Here is a 15,789-nt window from a genome sequence, read left to right as displayed (position 1 = left end):
CAGCAAGGGCTTGACATCTGGCCATGCATGCATCGGGCAGCGACATTTGACCTGAGCGCCAGCAGTGTGACCCCTAACAGTGGGCAGACTGAAGAATCCAATGAAGTACTCCGAAGAGCGCAAGGAAGCGATTCTGAAGAAGCTGTTGGCGCCACATAATCGTAGCGTTGTTGACGTTTCGCGGTAAGCGTCGACCGAAGGCATCTTGTCAGCCGCGTATTTCATGTGGCCGGGTATCGATTGGCGGCATGCCGGTAGTGCCCATTTAAAAAATAAATGGGCACTTCAATAAGCTTTTTAAGCCTCGTGGAGTTTGCTGGAAGCGATGTTCCACGGCAGCAGATCGTCGATCTGATTCACCGGGTGGTCGGCTATGCGCGTGAGCACTTCGCGCAGATACGCTTCGGGCTCGATGCCGTTCAGTTTGGCCGTACCGATCAGGCTGTACATGGCAGCAGCCCTGTCGCCCCCTGACTCCGAGCCAGCAAATAGATAATTCTTGCGGCCCAGCGCAATTTCCCGTTCATTCTGCCCATATCGGGCAGGAAGTCGAGATTCATTATCGTTGGCATCCGCTGTATGGGCGTCGCGTCAAGGTTAAAGACATCGAGCGTCGCGGCGGAGGTCAGGTCGTCCATGTGGAGGCGGACCCCGGTGTAATCAGGATGATCGCGGGATGGATGCTCGATGCCGCGATTTGTTCAGCGATGGTTCTCGGCGAACCGAGAGTTACCGTAGCGACACTGCATAATCTGCATCAATTGCTGGTCGATCTGCATTTGCGGGGAAACTCTCCGGACGGTTCCACCAACGTCCGGGAGAAACGCAATGGGCAATCTGCCAAACGTCGTTCCAGCAGGTCAACAGTTATCGCGGTCGATGCCGCCCCAGATGAACCTGATGTTCGACGCGGTCGAGCTTCAGGGGATGAACGCGGTGCAACGGGCAAACACGCTCAGGCATCTCGCATGCCTGTTGATGCAGGCGGCGGGCATCCCGACTGCGAAGGGGCGTAACGATGACGAATGATGATCGTTTGCCCGCAGATCTTCTTAAACGCAAGGCGGTAGTTTATGTCCGACAGTCCAGCCGAACGCAGGTCCAACTGAACCTCGAGAGCCGGCGCCGGCAGTATGACCTCGTGCAGGAAGCAAAGCGACATGGATTTCGCGACGTCGAAGTCATCGACGACGACCAGGGACGCTCGGCGAGCGGCACAGTTGCGAGACCGGGCTTTGATCGTCTGGTCGCGTTATTGTGTGCAGGCGATGTCGGCGCAGTGCTTTGCCTGGACGCCTCACGCCTTGCCCGCAATGGACGCGACTGGCATCATCTGCTCGAGCTCTGTGGTCTCGTTCAAGCGCGGGTAATCGACCTTGACGGTGTGTACGATCCTTGCCGGGCAAATGACCGGCTATTACTTGGCATGAAGGGCAGCATCAGCGAATTCGAACTCAACGTGCTTCGAACGCGCATGCACGACGCCAAACGAGAGAAGGCACACCGTGGTGAATTACGTATCAGCGTGCCGGTCGGCTATATCTGGCATCGTGATGTTGGTCTGGGTTTCGATCCAGACGCACGGTTGCAGGAAGTCATACGCCTGATTTTTACTCGTTTCCGGCAACTGGGCAGCGCGCGGCAGGTTCTGCTGTCGATGAACGCTGAACAGGTCCACTTCCCGCGCCCCTCTGACGGCCGGACGCTGACGCGGGTCGACTGGACTCCAATACGCTACCGTAACGTGATTTCGGTGCTCAAGAATCCGTTCTATGCTGGTGTCTACGCGTATGGCAAGAGCGGCAAGCAGATGACGATCGTCGAAGGCCGGGCACGCAAGAGCTACAAGCACCGCAAGCCGTTTGAGAACTGGGACGTCATGCTCCGGGAACACCACGAAGGCTACATCGACTGGGCGGAGTTTGAACGCAACCAGAAGAAGCTCGCGACAAATGCTTACGGCAAGGCGGGCGACGTAAAATCCGGTCGTGGTGGCCGCGCGCTGCTCGCTGGCCTGCTTGCCTGCGCACGCTGTGGACGTCGCCTGTCGGTGGCCTACGCTGGACGTATCCCGCAGGCCGTGTACCGGTGTGACCGCTTCGACACGTCAGCGCGATGTATGAGGTTCGGTGGTTCCCGTATCGATGCGACTGTCAGCAAGGAGCTTCTGCGCGTCGTGGAGCCATTGGCGATCGAAGCGGCACAACAGGCTGAGCAAATGCACATGGATACCCTGAACGAGCAGCAACAGATCGTGGAACTCGAACTGCAGCAGGCCCAGTACGAGGCCACGCTGGCTGAGCGGCGCTACGCCGCCTGTGATCCCGAGAACCGCCTGATTGCCGCGCAGCTGGAGAAGAACTGGGAAGCGGCATTACGTCGTGTACAGGCCTGCCAGACGCGCGTGGAGACGGTGACTGCACCAAAGGCGCAGGCTCCCCTGCCTGACTTTACGAAGCTCGCCGAAGATCTTCATGCTGCGTGGAATGCACCGAGCGTCGCCATGCGCACACGTCAACAGCTTGTTCGCGCGCTCATCGTCGATATCGTTGCCGACGTCGACGAGGCTACACGCGAAATCATTCTGACGATCCACTGGCAAGGCGGTCAACATTCCCGGCTACGGATTCGCAGGCCGCGAACTGGCGAGCATGGCTGCAGTACGTCAGACGAAGCGCTCGCGGTTATTCGCAGCATGGTAACCCGATGGTCCGACGAGGACATTGCTGCATCACTGAACCGCATGGGAATACGCACAGGACAGGGCAAGACCTGGACCGCACATCGTGTCAGCTCTGTACGGCATGTCCGCGATATCCACGCCTACAAGTCGGCAGATAAGGATGGCGACTGGCTGACGATGTCTGAGGCAGCGAAGGAGCTTGGTGTCACTCACTACATGATCCGGCGTTTGATCAACGATCGGATTCTGCCTGCCGAGCAGGTCGTGCCTGATGCCCCATGGCAGATTCGGACGATCGATCTGCACAGCGAAGCGGTTACCGCAGCACTGGCGCGCAAGTATCGCCCGTGTCGCAACGATGTCGAAGGCCAGATCCCAATGTTTATCCAGGTTTCAGAAGGAGGTGCACAATGAACGCCCCGTTGCCACGGCGCGCAACGCGCGTTCGACGGCGTTATTGTCGATCTCGCCCCGGCCATCCTGCACGAACGTGTTCAACGCCTCCCATCGATTGAGCGCGTACTGGATCGCACCGGCGAGCGCCGATTTGGTCGATAGCGTTGGGATCAGCGAGTCCAACCACGCTCGCATACTATCGAGCAGCGGCTTGCTGTGTTCGGTTCGCACTTGCAAACGCTTGTCCGGCGGCTCCCCCCTGATCTGCTCTTCAATTGCATACAGTGCCGCGATGCGGCGCACCGCTTCGCCTGCCGCCGGTGACGGATGCGACTTCGTGAGTTCGTAGAATTTGCGTCTGGCATGCGCCCAGCAGGCCGCCTGCGTTCGCGCGTCGCCGTACAGCGCGTCATATCCCACAAATCCGTCGGCGTGGATGATGCCGTTGAACTCGCCGAGATGTCGTTGCGGATGTTCGCCGCGACGATCGGGCGTGAACGCCATCCATAATGCGGCGGCATTTGCCGAGCCCGCTGGGCGTTCGTCACGCACATACGCCCACAGCCGACCCGTGACAGTCTTGCCTTTGCCCGGTGCCAGCATCGGCACGGGCGTGTCATCAGCGTGCACGCTCGGCCCCGCCATTACATATCGGCGCAGCGCCTCTACCAATGGGCGCAGCAGTCGTGTGACACCGCCGACCCATTCACTCAGCGTCGAGCGATCTAAGTCCAGTCCGTCACGTGCATAGATGTGCGACTGTCGGTACAGCGGCAGGTGATCGGCATATTTGCCGATCATGACGTGTGCGAGCAAACCGGGACCGGCTAACCCTCGGGCAATGGGTCGTGACGGCGCGCTCGCTTGAACGAGTGTCTGACAGCATGCGCAACTGAATTTGGGGCGCACGTGTCGAATGACACGCCAGCTCCCGGGCAAGTACTCGAGCTGCTCGGCGACATCCTCACCGATTGGCTTGAGCGCACCGCCACAGTCCGGGCAGTCATCGCCTGAGGGCAGATGCTCGAGCGTGTCGCGTGGCAGGTCCTCCGGCAGCGGCTTGCGAGAGCGGTTTTTACGTTCTTGTTCGACAGGTGTGGCGGGCGGCGGATCTTCCCCGTTGTCGAGCAGCAATTCCTCGAGCTTGAGCTCGAGCTGACCGATCTCGGTCTCCAGCTTCTCGGACTTGCGGCCGTACATCTGGCGGCGAAGCGCCGCGATCTGAATCTGTAAATGCTCGATGAGCAGTTCGCGTGCGCTCAGATTCGATTGGAGTTTGCGCACCTGGCCGGCCAGATCCGCGACCATGCGCTGAAGCGCAACGACCTCGGTGGGGAGCGCACTGTTAGGGGATTCGGCCATGGCGACAGTTTACGCATTTCAGGCCCCGTATACCAACTGCTACGACTACGCCGCACGGGGTGTGGCGGTGCGCTGTGGTCGGCGCCAGTCGATGCCTTCAAGCAACATGGACAACTGCGCAGCGCTCAAATGCACGCTACCGGAATCGGCCTGCGGCCAGACGAAGTAACCGTGTTCGAGGCGCTTGCAGAGCAAACACAGACCCTGTCCATCCCACCAGAGTACCTTGATTCGGTCGCCGCGCCGACCTCGGAAGACGAACACCTGGCCGCCGTACGGGTTGTTGGCAAGTTTGGTTTGCACGACAGCGGCCAAACCGTCGAAGCCACGCCGCATATCGGTCACGCCGGCAACCAGCCACACTTGCGTGCCGGGAGGTAGGCCGATCATGCGGCGCTTGTTGATGCCAAGGTTTGCGAGATGATCGTGCGCAGAATCTCGACCTCGACGTTCCCCCGAATGACGATCCTGGTATGGCCATGCAGCCACTCGAGCTCAGTCGGGGGAACTGTGGCTAGCGGAGCACGAGCGTATTCTAAAGCAGTGGATGCGGCGCTGACGACGGGCACGAAAGTGACGTGGTCGGCACGCTGATGCTCGCGACACCAGCGTGCCAGTTGATTGGCGTTGACGCCGTTGGCCAAGGCCAGAGCTGCACGAGAAACCTCCGGCAGCATGGACTGGCGCACAAGCTCTCGCTTGAATTCCTTGGTGAAACTGCGTCGCGCAGTGCGCGGCGTCACGGGTACCACTTGCTTACCTTCCATCGTCTGCATCCGTCGAAAAATCCGACAGCATGAGCACGTTCATGTCGCGACGAAAGATGCCTTGGGTGGACGCTTACGTTTCGCGGGAAGAAGGGGTTAGTGAAGCGACGATCTACAACAGGCGCAAAGCTGCGCGCGAGCGTGGCCTCTTGCTACCGGTGAACGCGACCGACAGCGAGGGCTGGCGTTCGCGAGACAAGTTCAACGCGGTGTTGGAATGTTCGGCATTATCCGAGGTGGAGTTAGCCGAATATTGCCGCCGTCGGGGTTTATATCCGGAGCAATTGCGACGTTGGCGTGAGAGCGGTGAAGGAGCCAACGCACGCAGCGGGCAAGGCAGTCGCCAGGACAGCGAGGCGATCAAAAGCGAGCGCAAACGTAACAAGGCGTTGGAGCGCGAGCTGCGGCGCAAGGATGCGGCCTTGGCCGAAACGGTGGCCCTGCTGACGCTGAGAAAAAAGCGCGGGCGATCTGGGACGGCGAGGAAGAATGACCAATGCCCAAGATCGCCGCCCACATCAACTGCGATCAACCGAATATTGAGGCTTGATTTTAATAAAGAATCTGGTGCGTCCGGCTGGGATCGAACCAGCAACCCCTGCCTTCGGAGGGCAGTACTCTATCCATTGAGCTACGGACGCAGATGAGGCAAAACGAATTGTTGTGTAGCGGCTGTGGGTGCGAATAGGAGAAAGCAAAACAACGCAGCGCCGACACACATGTTGGTTGCCAAAAAACCACACCAACAATAAGACCGCTATTCTAACACAAACCACCACGCCTGGATCATTTTTGTCTCTTTCCGGTCTACAAGGCAACGCCCAACAAAGCGACAAACGCACACCCTCACCACCAACCCAAACCGCCTCCCCCTACGCCCCTCCCCCGCCCAGCAATGCCTTCAACGCAGCCATCCGATCCTTTGGCGTCATCGGTGCTTCTTCAGCGGTCGGCGGTGGCGCTTCCGCCAGTCCCATTTCCTCGATAAACCGCGACGCCTCGCACACAACCGTCTCCCGCGCCCGCTTACGCTTCTTGCACCACGATAGATGCAGGCTCCGCTGTGCGCGCGTGATCGCCACGTACATCAACCGCCGTTCTTCCTCGATCCGCGCATCGTCCGCTGGCGCATCGTCACTTCCGCGATGCGGCAGAATCCCTTCCTCGCAGCCGACCAGAAACACGTGCGGATACTCCAACCCCTTCGATGCGTGCACGGTCGTCAGCCGCACCGCATCGGGATCTTCTTCTTTGCCTTCCAGCATCGACATTAGCGCAACCGTCTGGATCAGCTTCATCAGGTCCTTGCCTTCGTCCGCCAGCCCATCGGCGGTGTCATACCCGGTCGCCTCCTCCGCCCCCTCGACCGTAGCCTTCGTCCCTTTACGTTTCAACCACTCCAGGAACTCCAGCACGTTCTGCCATTTCGACTGCGCCGCGCGGTCATCGAACGCGTCGTACAGATAGGCTTCGTAGTGCATGCCCTCCATCAACTCGTCGAGCAGGGTATTCGCCGCTTCCTTCTTGGCCCGGTCGGTCAGACGCTGCAGGAAATCGCAAAATGCGCGCAACGGTTCAAGCTGGCGCGGACTCAACCGCGCCTCGATCCCGCCCATGTAGACAGCTTCGAACAGCGACACTTTCGACTGCCCCGCATAACTGCCCAACACCTCCAGCGTCGCGTTCCCCACCCCACGCCGTGGCGTGGTGACCGCACGAATAAACGCCGGATCGTCATCCGCATTCGCGATCAGCCGGAGATACGCGCACACATCCTTGATCTCGGCCTTGTCGAAAAAAGACTGCCCGCCCGACAACACGTACGGAATCCGCTCACGCCGCAAAATCTGCTCGAAAACCCGCGCCTGAAAATTACCGCGATACAAAATCGCGTAATCCCGGAACTGCGCCCGACGCTCGAACTTGTGCGCAGACATCCGAAACACCACGGACTCCGCCTCGTGCTCCTCGTCGTTCGCCGCATTCACGGTGATCGTGTCGCCCATCCCGTGCTCGCTCCACAGCTTTTTCTCAAAAAGCTTCGGATTGTTCGCAATCACGTTATTCGCGGCAGTCAGAATGCGCACCGTGGAGCGATAGTTCTGCTCCAGCTTGATCACTTTCAATTGCGGAAAATCCACCTGCAACTGCGCCAGATTCTCCAGCGTCGCACCGCGCCAGCCATAGATCGCCTGGTCGTCGTCACCCACGGCGGTGAACGCCGCGCGCTTGCCGGCAATCTGCTTGACCAGTTCGTACTGGCAGGCGTTCGTGTCCTGGTATTCGTCGATCAATAAATAACGCAGCCGGTTCTGCCACCGATCGCGCACTTCCTCGTTGCGTGCGAACAACTCGGCGGGCAGGCGGATCAGGTCGTCGAAGTCCACCGCCTGGTAGGCATGCAGCGTTGCCACATAGTTCCGATAGACGATAGCAGCCTGATGCTGGTCGACGTCCTCCGCCACCGCAGCCGCCTCCTCAGGCGTCAGCATCGCATTCTTCCAGAGCGAGACCTGCGTCTGAATCTTGCGGATCATCCCTTTGTCGGTACTGCCCACCTGCTCCTGGATCATCGAGAAGCAGTCGTCGGAATCCATGATCGAGAATTGCGGCTTCAGCCCCAGGTGTTGCGCCTCCTGCCGCAGGATCTGCACGCCCAGCGAGTGGAAGGTACACACGGTCAACTGGTTGACAGGCACCTTGCGGCCTTCCTTGCCCGGTGTGGTCAAGGTCTTGCCTTCGAGCAACGTCGCGATCCGCTCGCGCATTTCCGCCGCGGCTTTATTCGTGAATGTCACCGCCGCGATATGCTTCGGCTCGAAGCCCTTTCGCTCGATCAAATGCGCGATCTTCTGCGTGATCACACGCGTCTTGCCACTGCCGGCACCCGCCAGCACCAGGCATGGACCGTCAAGATAGTGCACGCCTTCACGCTGTGCGGCGTTCATGCCCGACATGGGTAACTCTCTGAAGTAATGCGACATCGCCCTCGTTTGACACGGACAGGGCGATCACGGAGGGATCAGGAAGAGTGCCGATGTTAGCACGCGACGGGCGAATTTCCAGGGAGGCGATGCGTCTCGCACGGACATCCTTCCTATCCGGCAGATCGGTCGAACGGCCTCCCCCTTTTCTCCATTTGACAACCCCGTCCGGCTGCCTTACAGTCGCCGGGCGCATCGGGAGAGCGCGACGTCACGGGCTGGCAGGCATGCGCATTGCGCGGATGCTTGCATAGCCGACGTCGCCGCCGAAGGGGTAACACCCATAAACTCTCAGGCAAAAGGACCGATCGCGCCGGAAGCTCGGGCTTCCGCATCTCTGGAGAGCGGCAGCGGGCGCATTGCATGCGCCTTGCCTGCCCACCGAAGGGGCGCGCATGTGACCGCCGCCGGCCTTGGATGGTGCAACGGGACCTGTCCCAGCACCATCCGCCGGCAGTGACGTCCGTGCAATCTCTCAGGTATCGAGGACAGAGGGGTCGGCACCGCGCGCCTTTACGGGCGGCACGGCGTCGACCCTTTTACGTTTTCCGATGCCGCTGGGGGCTCCAAATGACCGAACTGAACAAGACCGCGTTGCATGCCGTCCATCTCGCCGCTGGCGCCCGGATGGTCGATTTCGGAGGCTGGGACATGCCCGTCAACTACGGCTCCCAGATTGAAGAACATCGCGCCGTGCGTACCAGCGCCGGCATGTTCGACGTTTCCCACATGCGCGTGGTCGATTTGACGGGGGAAGCCGTCCGCCCGTTCCTGCAGCGCGTGCTCGCCAACGACGTGGCAAAGCTCCAAACCTCCGGCCGCGCCCTTTATTCCTGCATGCTGAACGGTAACGGCGGCGTGGTCGACGATCTGATCGTCTATTACTTCGACGAAACGTCGTTCCGGCTGGTGGTCAACGCGGGCACCGCGGACAAGGACATTGCCTGGCTCGGCCAGCAGAACGCCGAGGGAGACTTCAATATCTCCGTCGTCTCCCGTCCGGACCTCGGCATCATCGCCGTGCAAGGCCCGGAAGCGCGGGCCAAGACCTGGGCGGCGATTCCCGGTTCGCAAGCGCCGTCCGAGCCGTTGAAGCCGTTCCATGCCGTGGTACTGACCGAATCGCCATTCGGTGAATTGATGATCGCTCGCACCGGCTACACCGGCGAAGACGGTTTCGAAATCGTATGCGACGCATCCGCAAGCACCGCCCTGTGGCAGGCTTTGGCCGCTGCCGGCGTGCGCCCGGCCGGCCTGGGTGCGCGAGACACGCTGCGCCTGGAAGCCGGCATGAACCTGTATGGCCAGGACATGGACGAGACCGTGTCGCCGCTGGATGCCGGTCTGGCCTGGACCGTCGATCGCTCGACCGACCGCGCCTTCCTGGGACGCGGGCAGCTCGACACGGACGGCCAACGCGCCGCCTTCGTCGGCCTGTTGTTGCAGGGCAGCGGCGGCGTGCTGCGCAGCCACCAGAAGGTGTTGACCGCCTCCGGGGAAGGAGAAATCACCAGCGGAACGTTCTCGCCGTCACTGCAACGCTCGATCGCATTCGCGCGGGTGCCGGTGGACGTGAAGCCCGGTGATACCGTGCAAGTGCAGATTCGGGACAAACAATTGCCCGCGACCGTGGTTAAATTACCGTTCGTGCGGCAAGGCAAGACATTGGTCACGCTGTAGCCGCGCGCCGGTTCGGGCGAACCAAACGTTTTCGAGCACCGCTGACAAGCACATTCAGCGCAGCAGACATGCTGCACAACACCATTTGATTTTACAGAGAGGATGCCATGACCACCCCAGCCGACCTGAAGTACACGGAGTCGCATGAATGGATCCGCACCGAAGCTGACGGCACGTTGACCGTGGGTATCAGTGACCACGCCCAGGAAGCGCTAGGCGACATCGTGTTCGTCGACCTGCCCGAGGCGGGCCGTCAGGTCAGCGCCGGCGAATCCATCGCCGTCGTGGAATCGGTAAAGGCCGCGTCCGACATATACGCACCGGTAGCCGGCGAAATCATCGCCTCGAACGGTGATCTGGGCGATGCACCGGATTCCGTCAACGCGAAACCGTACGAGGCATGGCTGTTCAAGATCAAGCCGACCGACGCGGGCGCCACGACGGCGTTGTTGAGCGCCGATCAGTACAAGCAGTCGATCGGCGAGTAAATCGAGGACGATCTCGGGTGGGGGCCATCCCCTCACCGCCGTAACAAACGCATTACCCGTGACGATGTCTGCAACGTGCTTGGTTGACACCGTCCCGGTTTGGACCGTTATTTTGCTGCTTTTTAGTGAAGTCGCGCTCGTGTGAGCGCGGCTGTGCTCTGCCCCCTCCGCCCGTTCCATCATGACCGATCTTTCCGTCCCGTCGGCATCGCCGGCCCAGGATATTTCCTCCGCCAACGTCGCGCCGTCGGCGCTGCCGCCTTTGTCGTCCGTGTCCCTCTCGGCGCTTGAACGCCACGATGGCTTCGAGGCGCGCCATATCGGCACCATCGATGCCGACGAACGCGCGATGCTCGACGTGCTCGGCTACGCTGATCGCGGCGCGCTGATCGACGCCGTGATCCCGCAGGACATCCGCCGCACCGATACGCTGCCGCTCGGCGACTTCACCGATCCGCGCGATGAAGCGCAGGCGATTGCCCTGCTACGCGAGCTGGCGGCGCAGAATCGCGTGATGCGCAACCTCATCGGCCAGGGTTACTACGGCACGCATACGCCGAATGTCATTCTGCGCAATATTCTCGAGAATCCGGCGTGGTACACGGCTTACACGCCTTATCAGCCGGAAATCTCGCAAGGCCGGCTGGAAGCGCTGCTGAACTATCAGCAGATGATTACCGACCTGACCGGTCTGGACGTGGCCAACGCATCGATGCTCGACGAGGCGACCGCCGCCGCCGAAGCGATGACGCTGGTCAAGCGCGCGGGCAAGTCGACGTCGACGGTCTTCTACGTCGCGGATGACACGCTGCCCCAGACAATCGAAGTGCTGCGCACCCGCTCGGAACCGTTGGGCATCCACGTGGTGGTGGGTCCTGCCGCCAACGCCGTGCAAGCCTCGCCGTTCGGCGTGCTGCTGCAATACCCAGGCGTCAATGGCGATGTACGCGACTATCGCGCGCTAGCCGAAGCGTTGCACGAGGCCGGCGCGCAAGTCGTGGTGGCCGCCGATCTGCTGGCCTTGACGGTGCTGGCCGCCCCTGGCGAATGGGGTGCCGATGTCGCCGTTGGGAACAGTCAGCGCTTTGGTGTGCCGATGGGCTTTGGTGGTCCCCACGCCGCATTCATGGCCGTGCGCGACGCGCTGAAGCGGCAATTGCCGGGACGGCTCGTCGGCGTGACCGTCGATGCGCAAGGCCAACCGGCGCTGCGTCTCGCGCTGCAGACCCGCGAACAACATATCCGCCGCGAAAAAGCGACGTCGAACATCTGTACCGCGCAAGCACTGCTGGCGATCATCGCCAGCATGTACGCCGTCTACCATGGCCCGGCAGGCCTGCAAAATATTGCCGCGCGGGTGAACCGGATCACGGCGATCGCCGCGCAAGGACTTCGTGGCCTGGGATGGACCGTCATCAACGACACTTTTTTCGACACGTTGACGATCCACACGTCGGGCGCGACGGCGCAACTGCATGACGCCGCGGTCAGTGCCGGTTACAACTTCCGTCGCATCGACGACGCGCACCTGGGCCTGTCGTTCGACGAGACCACCACTCGCGCGGACCTCGATACGCTGTTCCAGATGTTCTCGAATGCCGGAACGTCGGCTACCTCGAATGTCGATATTTCAGCGTTGGACAGCACGATCACCAAGGCGGCCACATTGACCTGGCCCGCGGCACTGACGCGCCGCACCGCCTTCCTGACGCATCCGACGTTCAATCGCTATCACAGCGAGACCGAAATGCTGCGCTACCTGCGCAAGTTGGCCGACAAGGATCTGGCGCTCGATCGCACCATGATTCCGCTCGGTTCGTGCACGATGAAACTCAACGCCACAGCGGAAATGCTCCCGGTTACCTGGCCCGAGTTCGGCTCCATTCATCCGTTCGCGCCGCCTACGCAAACGGTCGGCTATCAGACGATGATCGCGCAGTTGGAAGACATGCTGGTTGCATGCACGGGCTATGCCGCCGTGTCGCTGCAACCAAATGCCGGCTCCCAGGGAGAATACGCGGGCCTGCTGATTATCCGGGCGTATCACGCCTCGCGTGGCGAAGCGCACCGCGACGTCTGCCTGATTCCGGCATCGGCGCACGGTACCAACCCGGCGTCGGCGCAGATGGTGGGCATGAAGGTCGTGGTGGTGGCATGCGACAGCAACGGCAACGTCGATCTGGATGACCTGCGCGCAAAGGCAACGCAGCATGCGGACAAGCTTGCGGCAATCATGATCACGTATCCGTCGACGCACGGCGTGTTCGAATCCCGGATCCGCGAAATCTGCGACGTGGTACACGAGCATGGCGGCCAGGTGTATGTCGATGGCGCGAACATGAATGCCATGGTCGGCTTGGCGGCACCGGGCGCATTCGGCGGCGACGTATCGCACTTGAACCTGCACAAGACGTTCTGTATTCCGCACGGCGGCGGCGGACCAGGCGTCGGACCGGTGGCCGTGGGCGCGCATTTGGCGAAGTTCCTGCCAAACGCGACATCGGTCGGCTATCAGCGCGGCGAAGACGGCATCAGCGCCGTATCGGCTGCCCCGTACGGCTCGGCGAGCATTCTGCCGATCTCATGGATGTATATCGCGATGATGGGCGCGGCCGGGCTGCGCCGGGCCAGCGAGAATGCGATCCTGTCGGCAAACTACATTGCAAAGCGCCTGTCGCCGCATTACCCCGTGTTGTACGCCGGCCCGGGCGGCTTGGTGGCACACGAATGCATCATTGATCTGCGTCCGATCAAGGACAGCAGCGGCATCAGCGTGGACGACGTGGCAAAGCGCTTGATCGACTACGGCTTCCACGCACCCACGATGAGCTTCCCGGTGCCGGGCACGCTGATGATCGAGCCGACCGAGTCCGAATCCAAGTACGAACTCGACCGCTTTATCGATGCGATGATCGCCATCCGCGCGGAAATCAGCGCGGTGGAAAGTGGCGCGCTGGACCGGGAAGACAACCCACTGAAACACGCACCGCACACAGCACCCGTGGTGACGAGCGACAACTGGACCCATGCATACTCACGCGAGCAGGCGGCGTATCCGGTGAAATCGCTGCGCGCGACGAAGTACTGGTCGCCAGTTGGCCGTGCGGACAACGCGTATGGCGACCGCAATTTGGTGTGCTCCTGCCCCGACATCACGTCGTATCAATGACGTCCGACGTGATGGCCGCGGTTCCGCTCAACGTGACCGCGGCTGGCTTTGCTGCTTTGATCAAGGGGTAATCACCATGGCCGTCAGCGTTTTCGATCTTTTCAAGATCGGCATTGGGCCGTCCAGCTCGCACACGGTCGGGCCCATGCGAGCCGGTCTGATGTTCGTGACCGCCCTGGCCGATGAGGGCCTGCTACCCCTCGTCGCCCGCTTAGATGTTGGCCTCTATGGATCGCTCGGAGCAACCGGGCGAGGACACGGCACCGACCGTGGCGTGATGCTGGGGTTGATGGGCGACGCGCCGGATACCGTCGATGCCGCATCGATTGCGCCGCGGCTCGATGCGGTGCAGCGCGACCGGCAGTTGGCCTTGCTCGGCACCCATATCATTCCCTTTGTCCCACGCGAGCGCATCGCGTTCTATCGGCAGTCGCTTCCAGCGCATCCGAATGCACTTCGCATCAGCGCATTCGATGCCACGGGCACCGTGCTGCGCGAGACAACCTATCTGTCGGTCGGCGGCGGTTTTGTGGTGACGGAGGGAGCGGCGAATACGCAGGTGTTGACTGCTCCGCTGAAATTGCCACATGTTTTCCGTTCAGGTGCCGAGTTATTGCAACTGTGCTCCGATTCGGGCCGGTCGATCGCCGAGCTGATGTGGGAAAACGAACGCACCTGGCGTGACGACGCTGAGATCCATGCGGGTCTCGCCCGCATCTGGGATGCGATGCAGGACTGCGTCCGGCAGGGATGCAACGGTGGCGGTACCGCGGACGCGAGCACCGATCCCGCACCCATTCTCACGTTGCCAGGGCCGCTTCAAGTCCGGCGCCGTGCACCGGAACTCTATCGCGGCCTGATGCGCCGCGAGGCGGCACGGCAAGCCGGTGTCGCTGGCGATCCATTGGCGCAGCTCGACTGGCTCAATCTGTTCGCCATGGCCGTCAACGAGGAAAACGCCGCGGGCGGCCGCGTGGTCACGGCACCGACGAATGGCGCCGCGGGCATCGTTCCGGCGGTACTGCATTACTACATGCGCTTCATCGATGGCGCGAATATCTCGGGCGTGGAGACGTTTCTGCTGACCGCCGCGGCAATCGGTATCTTGTACAAATTGAATGCCTCCATCTCGGGCGCGGAAGTGGGCTGTCAAGGCGAGGTGGGTGTCGCCTGCTCGATGGCGGCGGGTGCCCTGGCGGCCGTGCTCGGCGGCACGCCGCGACAGGTCGAAAACGCCGCTGAAATCGGCATGGAACACAATCTGGGGCTGACCTGTGACCCGGTGGGCGGGCGTGTCCAGATTCCCTGCATCGAGCGCAATGCGATGGGCGCGGTCAAGGCATTGAACGCAGCCCGCATGGCATTGCAAAGCGACGGGGACCATTACGTGTCACTGGACTCGGTCATCAAGACCATGCGTGAAACCGGCGCCGACATGAAAACCAAGTACAAGGAAACGTCGCGCGGTGGCCTGGCGGTCAATATCATCGAGTGCTGACGTAAGCCGACGCAGCGTCCTGCGTTCATGCATCGCTTAGTGCAGCGTGGAGCATCGGCACCTTGGACAGGGCCTTGACGAGCCTCGGTTCGTCGATCTCCTCGATGCTGATCCATTTGACGGGCAACTCCGGCGTGGTCACGCGCTCGACCGGCGCGAATACGTACAGGAAGTCGTAGTGCCAGTGCGCGGGTTCCCCCTTTTTGGGATTCTCCGGTATCGCATGGATGTCGATATCGAGCAGTATCGGTTGGCCGCATGCATCCACCACGGGCGCGACGCGCCATCCCGTCTCCTCTTCCGCTTCACGTGCCGCAGCCACTTCCGGCGCCTCGTTCCCCTCGAGATGACCGCCAGGCTGCAGCCACCGCCCGATAATCGGGTGACGAATCAATAACGCCTGTCCATCCTTGGCGACGATCGCACTACCGGTCACATGACCAGGAAAGAGCCTGCGCGACCCAAGCGGCAAAGACGGCACCGTGCGCGTGGCCTCCATGCTATCCGTCAGCCGTTCGAGCCGCCCCTCTTCATCAGGAAAGGCTCGCAGATAGGCGCCCAACCTCAAGGCCAGGCCTTGCTCCCACGGCATCGCGGACACATCCGATGCGGCTCTCGTTTCCTTTATGTCTTGTGCGTCGGCCCGCGCAAGGGACGACGCATCGTTCGTCCCTTCCAAAGCACCCTTGACAGGGAACGCATAAGAACGCCCCTGCACCTTTAGCTGAATGTCTTTCATTCATTTTCCGTATCTGGCATCAC

At 61.3% G+C, this 15,789-nt stretch carries 11 protein-coding genes, 1 tRNA gene, 2 pseudogenes and 2 riboswitches; of the genes and pseudogenes, 7 read left to right on the top strand and 7 right to left on the bottom strand.

The window, feature by feature from the left end; translation table 11 throughout:
- Positions 1-297: 297 nt before the first annotated feature.
- Positions 298-522, bottom strand: a pseudogene (locus tag SJQ66_RS14565) (transposase domain-containing protein); the annotation flags it as partial.
- Between the two features lie 306 nt (positions 523-828).
- Between SJQ66_RS14565 and SJQ66_RS14560 the strand changes: the two are divergent.
- Positions 829-1,029 carry a hypothetical protein gene (locus SJQ66_RS14560; RefSeq protein WP_320533730.1) on the top strand — a complete coding sequence of 67 codons (201 nt, stop codon included), beginning with the start codon at positions 829-831 and terminating at the stop codon, positions 1,027-1,029.
- Positions 1,019-3,097 carry a recombinase family protein gene (locus SJQ66_RS14555; RefSeq protein ID WP_320533729.1) on the top strand — a complete coding sequence of 693 codons (2,079 nt, stop codon included), beginning with the start codon at positions 1,019-1,021 and terminating at the stop codon, positions 3,095-3,097. Before SJQ66_RS14560 ends, SJQ66_RS14555 begins: the two co-directional genes overlap by 11 nt.
- Here SJQ66_RS14555 and tnpC read toward each other — a convergent pair.
- The 3 genes from tnpC to SJQ66_RS14540 are packed head-to-tail and all read right to left on the bottom strand — an operon-like array spanning position 3,077 to position 5,208.
- A complete protein-coding gene (gene tnpC / locus SJQ66_RS14550; RefSeq protein WP_320534118.1) occupies positions 3,077-4,441 on the bottom strand; it encodes an IS66 family transposase in 1,365 nt (454 codons plus the stop codon). The two genes, SJQ66_RS14555 and tnpC, sit on opposite strands and share 21 nt — an antisense overlap.
- A gap of 45 nt (positions 4,442-4,486) precedes the next feature.
- Positions 4,487-4,831 (bottom strand): IS66 family insertion sequence element accessory protein TnpB, encoded by a 345-nt coding sequence (tnpB, locus tag SJQ66_RS14545; protein WP_046154715.1) that lies wholly within the window; start codon positions 4,829-4,831, stop codon positions 4,487-4,489.
- Positions 4,828-5,208: a transposase gene (locus SJQ66_RS14540; RefSeq protein ID WP_320533794.1), complete on the bottom strand. Its 381-nt coding sequence runs from the start codon at positions 5,206-5,208 to the stop codon at positions 4,828-4,830. The genes tnpB and SJQ66_RS14540 overlap by 4 nt, the downstream gene beginning before the upstream one ends.
- Before the next feature lie 29 nt (positions 5,209-5,237).
- Here SJQ66_RS14540 and SJQ66_RS29715 point away from each other — a divergent pair.
- Positions 5,238-5,552 (top strand): annotated as a pseudogene (locus tag SJQ66_RS29715) (hypothetical protein); the annotation flags it as partial.
- Positions 5,553-5,773: 221 nt separating this feature from the next.
- Here the strand turns inward: SJQ66_RS29715 and SJQ66_RS14530 are convergent.
- A tRNA-Arg gene (locus SJQ66_RS14530) sits at positions 5,774-5,849 on the bottom strand.
- A gap of 231 nt (positions 5,850-6,080) precedes the next feature.
- Entirely contained in the window at positions 6,081-8,165 is a 2,085-nt protein-coding gene (locus tag SJQ66_RS14525; protein ID WP_046152428.1) for a UvrD-helicase domain-containing protein, read from the bottom strand.
- A 214-nt stretch (positions 8,166-8,379) separates the two neighbouring features.
- Positions 8,380-8,509, top strand: a riboswitch (glycine riboswitch).
- A 10-nt stretch (positions 8,510-8,519) separates the two neighbouring features.
- Positions 8,520-8,694: riboswitch (glycine riboswitch) on the top strand.
- Positions 8,695-8,762: 68 nt separating this feature from the next.
- Here SJQ66_RS14525 and gcvT point away from each other — a divergent pair.
- The 4 genes from gcvT (at position 8,763) to SJQ66_RS14505 (ending at position 15,027) form a co-directional block, all read left to right on the top strand.
- Positions 8,763-9,872: a glycine cleavage system aminomethyltransferase GcvT gene (gene gcvT / locus SJQ66_RS14520; RefSeq protein ID WP_024906080.1), complete on the top strand. Its 1,110-nt coding sequence runs from the start codon at positions 8,763-8,765 to the stop codon at positions 9,870-9,872.
- A 107-nt stretch (positions 9,873-9,979) separates the two neighbouring features.
- Positions 9,980-10,360, top strand: a complete 381-nt coding sequence (gene gcvH / locus SJQ66_RS14515) for a glycine cleavage system protein GcvH (RefSeq protein WP_024906081.1) — start codon at positions 9,980-9,982, stop codon at positions 10,358-10,360.
- Between the two features lie 181 nt (positions 10,361-10,541).
- Positions 10,542-13,529, top strand: a complete 2,988-nt coding sequence (gene gcvP / locus SJQ66_RS14510) for an aminomethyl-transferring glycine dehydrogenase (protein WP_024906082.1) — start codon at positions 10,542-10,544, stop codon at positions 13,527-13,529.
- Between the two features lie 76 nt (positions 13,530-13,605).
- Positions 13,606-15,027, top strand: coding sequence for an L-serine ammonia-lyase (locus SJQ66_RS14505; protein ID WP_024906083.1), 1,422 nt, complete (start codon positions 13,606-13,608; stop codon positions 15,025-15,027).
- A gap of 25 nt (positions 15,028-15,052) precedes the next feature.
- Here SJQ66_RS14505 and SJQ66_RS14500 read toward each other — a convergent pair whose 3' ends face one another.
- Positions 15,053-15,766, bottom strand: coding sequence for an NUDIX hydrolase (locus tag SJQ66_RS14500; protein WP_024906084.1), 714 nt, complete (start codon positions 15,764-15,766; stop codon positions 15,053-15,055).
- Positions 15,767-15,789: the final 23 nt, after the last annotated feature.

The organism is Robbsia andropogonis (assembly GCF_034047095.1).
GTDB classification, from domain to species: domain Bacteria; phylum Pseudomonadota; class Gammaproteobacteria; order Burkholderiales; family Burkholderiaceae; genus Robbsia; species Robbsia andropogonis.
This window is presented reverse-complemented; position numbering and strand designations above follow the sequence as displayed.

Coding starts and splice junctions, on each gene's coding strand:
- gcvP (WP_024906082.1), top strand. CDS start 10,542: ATGACCGATCTTTCCGTCCCGTCGGCATCGCCGGCCCAGGATATTTCC.
- tnpB (WP_046154715.1), bottom strand. CDS start 4,831: ATGATCGGCCTACCTCCCGGCACGCAAGTGTGGCTGGTTGCCGGCGTG.
- SJQ66_RS14525 (WP_046152428.1), bottom strand. CDS start 8,165: ATGTCGGGCATGAACGCCGCACAGCGTGAAGGCGTGCACTATCTTGAC.
- gcvH (WP_024906081.1), top strand. CDS start 9,980: ATGACCACCCCAGCCGACCTGAAGTACACGGAGTCGCATGAATGGATC.
- gcvT (WP_024906080.1), top strand. CDS start 8,763: ATGACCGAACTGAACAAGACCGCGTTGCATGCCGTCCATCTCGCCGCT.
- tnpC (WP_320534118.1), bottom strand. CDS start 4,441: ATGGCCGAATCCCCTAACAGTGCGCTCCCCACCGAGGTCGTTGCGCTT.
- SJQ66_RS14560 (WP_320533730.1), top strand. CDS start 829: ATGGGCAATCTGCCAAACGTCGTTCCAGCAGGTCAACAGTTATCGCGG.
- SJQ66_RS14500 (WP_024906084.1), bottom strand. CDS start 15,766: ATGAAAGACATTCAGCTAAAGGTGCAGGGGCGTTCTTATGCGTTCCCT.
- SJQ66_RS14555 (WP_320533729.1), top strand. CDS start 1,019: ATGACGAATGATGATCGTTTGCCCGCAGATCTTCTTAAACGCAAGGCG.
- SJQ66_RS14505 (WP_024906083.1), top strand. CDS start 13,606: ATGGCCGTCAGCGTTTTCGATCTTTTCAAGATCGGCATTGGGCCGTCC.
- SJQ66_RS14540 (WP_320533794.1), bottom strand. CDS start 5,208: ATGGAAGGTAAGCAAGTGGTACCCGTGACGCCGCGCACTGCGCGACGC.